This window comes from Komagataeibacter intermedius TF2, from assembly GCF_000964425.1.
Taxonomy (GTDB): domain Bacteria; phylum Pseudomonadota; class Alphaproteobacteria; order Acetobacterales; family Acetobacteraceae; genus Komagataeibacter; species Komagataeibacter intermedius.
This window is the reverse complement of sequence record NZ_BANF01000054.1, coordinates 1-5,156: the sequence shown is the minus strand read 5'-3', so window position 1 is coordinate 5,156 and position 5,156 is coordinate 1. Positions and strand designations below refer to the sequence as shown.

Annotated in this window: 7 protein-coding genes; all 7 read left to right on the top strand. The window is 64.9% G+C overall.

Going from position 1 to position 5,156, the window contains the following annotated elements; genetic code table 11:
* The first annotated feature begins 2 nt into the window (after positions 1-2).
* Positions 3-1,220: a PepSY-associated TM helix domain-containing protein gene (locus B7449_RS09450; protein WP_082084821.1), complete on the top strand. Its 1,218-nt coding sequence runs from the start codon at positions 3-5 to the stop codon at positions 1,218-1,220.
* On the top strand, positions 1,217-1,471 hold the full coding sequence (locus B7449_RS09445) for a hypothetical protein (protein ID WP_039736309.1): 255 nt from the start codon (positions 1,217-1,219) through the stop codon (positions 1,469-1,471). The genes B7449_RS09450 and B7449_RS09445 overlap by 4 nt, the downstream gene beginning before the upstream one ends.
* The gene (gene exbB / locus B7449_RS09440; protein WP_039736308.1) at positions 1,468-2,211 is read left to right on the top strand and encodes a tonB-system energizer ExbB; all 744 of its coding nucleotides are present in this window, start codon (positions 1,468-1,470) and stop codon (positions 2,209-2,211) included. The genes B7449_RS09445 and exbB overlap by 4 nt, the downstream gene beginning before the upstream one ends.
* 6 nt (positions 2,212-2,217) lie before the next feature.
* Positions 2,218-2,712: a TonB system transport protein ExbD gene (exbD, locus tag B7449_RS09435; protein WP_039736307.1), complete on the top strand. Its 495-nt coding sequence runs from the start codon at positions 2,218-2,220 to the stop codon at positions 2,710-2,712.
* Positions 2,709-3,587 (top strand): energy transducer TonB family protein, encoded by an 879-nt coding sequence (locus B7449_RS09430; protein WP_039736306.1) that lies wholly within the window; start codon positions 2,709-2,711, stop codon positions 3,585-3,587. The genes exbD and B7449_RS09430 overlap by 4 nt, the downstream gene beginning before the upstream one ends.
* A 55-nt stretch (positions 3,588-3,642) precedes the next feature.
* Positions 3,643-4,164 (top strand): Fur family transcriptional regulator, encoded by a 522-nt coding sequence (locus B7449_RS09425; protein ID WP_039736305.1) that lies wholly within the window; start codon positions 3,643-3,645, stop codon positions 4,162-4,164.
* Between the two features lie 93 nt (positions 4,165-4,257).
* Positions 4,258-5,156, top strand: an 899-nt coding sequence (locus B7449_RS09420) for an efflux RND transporter permease subunit (protein WP_048883588.1), incomplete at its 3' end; no start/stop codon positions are given.

The following is a 5,156-nucleotide window of genomic DNA, read 5'->3' as shown; positions in this document are numbered from 1 at the left end:
TCGTGGTCCATAAATGGACGAGCCTGGTCTGCACGCTGTTCCTGCTGATCGTGTGCGTGACCGGTCTGCCGCTGCTGTTTTCCGAGCAGATCTGGGACACGTTCGTCGGTGATGATGATCCGCCTTATGAGGTTCTGCCGCCCAGAACGCCCAACGCCAGCCTCGATGTCATCGTGGAGAAAGCGAGGGCACTCTATCCGGGCCAGATCATCACCAATGTTGATCCTGACGATGACGAACCCGCAGTGCTGGTTTCGATGGCCCCAAGCTGGCAGGCGCTGAAGGATGACGACAAATATCCTGACCGGAATTCCAGCCACTGGATCAAGTTCGACGCCCGCACGGCGAAAGTGCTGGAACAGTCGCGACCCGAGACAGAACTCAAGCCGCCCGGCACATGGACGGGCCTGATCATGGGCATTTGCCGCCGTCTGCATGTCAGTCTGTTCACGTATCTGCCCGGTCGGCTGTTTCTCGGCCTCATGGGCGGTGTCTTCGTAGCCTCCCTGATCTCCGGCACGGTGCTGTATGGCCGGTTCATGAAGCGGCTGCCGTTCGGCTCGGTCCGGCGTGACCGGGCCTCGCGCCTGACATGGCTGGACCTGCATAACCTGCTGGGGGCCGCCACACTGGTCTGGGCGACAGTGGTGGGCTTTACGGGGCTGGTCAACGAACTTCAGACGCCGCTGTTCGGCCTGTGGCGCGTGACGGATGTGCGCCAGATACTGCGGCCCTACGCCGACCTGCCCGTACCCTCGCAGGATCATCTGTCGTCCGTGCAGGCCGCGTTCGACACGGCGGCAAAGGCGGCACCGGGCAATGAGGTGACCGGACTGTCCTTCCCCGGCGCGTCCTTCGGCAGCCCGGTGCATTACGTACTCTGGACACGAGGCGCGACCCCGCTGCGGGCACGTCTGTTCACCCCGGTGCTGGTCGATGCCCGCACGGGCGAGCTGACCGGAGCCTATCCGATGCCGTGGTATCTGCGCTTCCTCGAAATCTCCCGCCCCCTGCATTTCGGCGATTACGGCGGCATGCCGCTGCGCATCCTGTGGGCGCTGCTCGATATCGTTGTGATCGGCGTGCTGGTCAGCGGTCTGGTGCTGTGGGCGGGCAAACGCAAAATGGCGACCGATGCCCGTCTGCGCGCGCTGGGATATGATCTGGATGATGCGGACGATGCAGTTGTTCCTGTCCTGACGGCGGAGGCGGTACGATGAACGCCGTCTCTCCCGAAATCCCCGTGCCATCCCGGCCTGTTTTGGAATCACGTCCGTCCGTGGCCGTCTGGCCGTGGCCGATTGCGCTGGGCGTGCTCACCGCCTTTGGCCTGCTGTCCGCCCTGCTGGGCCAGCATGGCGTCTGGCTCGCCCTGTCGTGGGCAGCCCTTTCCATTCCCCTCATCGTGACGCTCGCCTGCCCGATCCGGGCCTGGCGCCGCACGTCGTCTGTCAAAGGAGGTCAGTCATGACCCCGATCTCGTTCTCCCCATGGGAGATGTTCCTCAATGCCGGTCCCGTGGTCCGCTGCGTCATGATCCTACTGGCCGCAGCTTCGCTGCTGACCTGGACCATCTTCATCGCCAAATCGGTCGAGTTGCTGCGCGTGCGCCTCAAGCTCCGGAAAGCCGAAAAGTCGCTGGAAGACGCCAATACGCTGAACCTTGGCGAGGAATGGACGCGCGGCAATTCCTCCATCGCCCATACGCTGGTCATGGCGGCAGAGACGGAACGCGCACGGTCGCAGGACATTCCCGATGATGGCGAGGGGCTGAAGGAGCGCATCGTGCTGCATCTGGAGCGCCTTGAAGCCGCCGAGGGTCGTCGCCTCCTGCGCGGCACCGGCGTGCTGGCCACCATTGGCGCAACCTCGCCCTTCATCGGTCTGTTCGGCACGGTCTGGGGCATCATGACCTCGTTTACCGGCATCGCGGCGAGCAAGGCCACCAGCCTCGCCGTTGTCGCCCCCGGTATCGCCGAGGCCCTGCTGGCAACGGCGCTGGGTCTGGTGGCCGCAATCCCGGCGGTGGTGATCTACAACCATCTCGCCCGCCAGACCGCCTCGTGCCGTGCACAGGTGGCGGACCTCACCGCACTGGTGATGCGTCTGGTCTCGCGTGATCTGGGGCGCACTCAGATGCTGATGGCGCAGGGCAATATCGTGCGGCTTGGTCCGCAGGCGCGCGATGTCCGCACGGCGGCCGGGGAGTGATCCGCCATGATCCGTATGCGCCACACCGATGAAAGCCCGCATGAGGCGAGCGAGATCAATGTCACGCCGTTCATCGACGTGATGCTGGTTCTGCTGGTGATCTTCATGGTCACCGCCCCGCTGACCACGGTGAACGTGCCGGTGGACCTGCCATCATCCTCCGAAAAACCGACCCCGCGCCCCGATGATCCCGTATTCCTGACAGTGAAGGCCGATCATGGTCTGGCTCTGGGCGAGGATGACATCAGCACCGATGCGCTTCCCGGCGCGCTGGAAAGTGCGACCAAAGGCAACAAGGACGAACGCATCTTCCTGCGCGCTGACAAGACGGTTGATTACGGCACGCTGATGGGCGTGATGGATAAATTGCGGTCCGCCGGATACCTCAAGGTCGCCCTTGTGAATCTTCAGGGGCAGGAAGAAGGCAGCGAGGCAGGCTCAACGCCTGCGCCATCCGGCAATGCGGCTCCTGCCGCACCAACATCCGGAGCAACACCGTGAGCGGCACGGCTGACATGGCGACGGCAGGGGCTACAGACGCCACGCAGGATACTGTCCCGCCATCCTTCGCCGACTGGCAGAGGGGGCAGGCCCGTCTCGCCTGGCGGCATGACGCCATCCGCTGGGGCCTGTCCTTCCTCGCCGTGCTGGCGGTCTGTGGCGGCAGCATCTGGTGGATCATGCGCCTGCCACCACCACCGATGGCCGTGCCCGAACCGCCGCCGGCTGCGATCGCCATCGACATGGCCCCGGAACCAGTCTCGACGCCCACACCGCCGACGGATGCGCCAATCGGACCGAAACAGACCCAGTCCATTCCCGATCCTGCGCCGGTCGAACCGCCAAAGATCACCGCGCCACCATCGCCCGCGCCCAATCCGCCGGTCCCGGTGCCCAAACCGGAAAAACCGCGCAAGATCGTCAAAAAGAGCAAGCCGGTCCCGCAGCTGAAAAAGCCGATCCCGGACAAGACGCCCCCGGCCGAGGCCACAACCGCGCCGCCGTCCTCGGAAGCGCCGCCCGCGCCCACACAGGCAGCCCCGGCACCGGGTGCCTCGTCGTCAAAGGCGTCACACGACCCGGTGACCTGGCAGGGCGCACTGCTGGCGCAGCTTGAAAAGTTCAAGCGCTATCCGTCCGACGCCATGGCCGATCATCAGGAAGGCGTGCCGACCGTGACGTTCTCCATGGACCGCAAGGGGCATGTGCTTTCGGTGACACTCGCCAGCTCTTCCGGCCATGCGCTGCTGGATCAGGAAGCCGTGGCCCTGCCCAGACGCGCACAACCCCTGCCCATCCCGCCGGACAGTGTCGCGGGGGATCCCATCACCCTGACGGTCCCCGTCGAATTCTACATCCATTCTGGCGGAAACTGAGTTTTTTCCGTTCTGGCTCCCATTCCCTTTCCCTGATCGTGACAGGATCAAACCCATGCTCGCCTTCTCCGAACACCGCCGTTCTCCGCCTGCCCTAAATCAGATCCGCCCCGGCATGGGCGCCAGCCGCAGCGCCGTGCGCAGGCTGGAGGAACGGAGCGAGGAGGTGGGCATCAAAATGACCGATCTGCGGCGCATCCTGTTCCACGGTCTTCTGGAAGCCGGACCACGCGCGACGGCAGTGGAAATCTGGAAAACGCTGTGCCGGATCATGGAGCATGGGCACGCCCCGTCACAGGGTTCGATCCAGCGTAACCTGAACCTGCTCGTCGCCCGCGACATCCTGCGCCGCGACGTCTCGCCCGACCGGCTGTGGCATTACAGCATCGCACCCGAACGCAGGGGCAGGCTGGCCGTCACCTTTGTCGAGGCGGGCACGGGGCGGAAGATTCCCTGCCGGATGCCGGAAGTCGCCGCCCTGCTGCGCCGGGCCGCTGCCGAACACGGACTGGCCGTGCAGGCCGCCGCCATCACCGTAATACCAGTCCCGGCCGCAGGCGACGCGGACATCCGCTGAGCGCTGACGCTTTTTTTTCATCCGGCCGCTGAAAAAACGTGGCGGCCGATCGTCTTATAGAATGAGCCCTCCCCCAGGGACGGGACATCTTCCTTGAAATTCATCGCCTGGTTTGTCCATCGCCCGGTGGCGACGCTCCTGCTGCTGCTTTCCGCCGTGCTGTCCGGGCTGATGGCGCTGCCCCATCTCCCGGTTTCGGACCTGCCCGATGTGGACCTGCCGGTGATCTCGGTCTCCGCCTCCAACGCAGGCGGCTCGCCCGAAGTCATGGCCCGCACCGTGGCTGCCCCGCTGGAGCGGCATCTGGGCAATATCGCGGGTGTGACGCAGATGCAGTCCACCTCCACGCGGGGTGAGACATTCATCTCGCTGGGGTTTGAACTGGGCCGTGATCTCAATGGCGCGGCGCGTGACGTGGAAGCGGCGATCCGCGCTGCCCGGCATGACCTGCCGACCACGCCGGGGTCGGACCCGAGCTACCATCGCGCCAATCCGAATGCGACGCCGGTGCTGATCCTGGCGGTGACACCGGGCATGCAGTCCATGGCGAAACTGTATGATCTGGTGAACACCACCCTGCGGCCCATGCTGCTGCAGGTGCAGGGCGTGGGGGACGTTACCCTTATGGGGAGTTCGGCACCGGCCGTGCGGGTGGAAATGAACCCACTGCTGTTCTTCAAATACGGCATGGGGTTCGAGAACCTGCGCGCCGCCCTGGCTTCGGCCAATGCGCATACGCCAAAGGGCGTGATCGACATGGGCGGCCGACGCTGGCAGCTTGCCGTCAACGATCAGGCCGAACATGCCGCTGCATATCGGGATATGGTCATCGCCTACAAGAACGGACGCCCGATCCGCCTGCGTGATGTGGCCACCGTGACCGACAGCATGCAGGACGTGAACGCCGCCGCGTTCTTTGACGGCAAACCGGCGCTCACCCTCATGGTCCGCGCCCAGCCGGGAGCCAATCTGGTCGGCATTGTCGATGCGGT

Excerpts from the sequence above, each read along its gene's own strand:
- exbD (WP_039736307.1), top strand. The coding sequence starts at position 2,218 with ATGATCCGTATGCGCCACACCGATGAAAGCCCGCATGAGGCGAGCGAG.
- exbB (WP_039736308.1), top strand. The coding sequence starts at position 1,468 with ATGACCCCGATCTCGTTCTCCCCATGGGAGATGTTCCTCAATGCCGGT.
- B7449_RS09425 (WP_039736305.1), top strand. The coding sequence starts at position 3,643 with ATGCTCGCCTTCTCCGAACACCGCCGTTCTCCGCCTGCCCTAAATCAG.
- B7449_RS09445 (WP_039736309.1), top strand. The coding sequence starts at position 1,217 with ATGAACGCCGTCTCTCCCGAAATCCCCGTGCCATCCCGGCCTGTTTTG.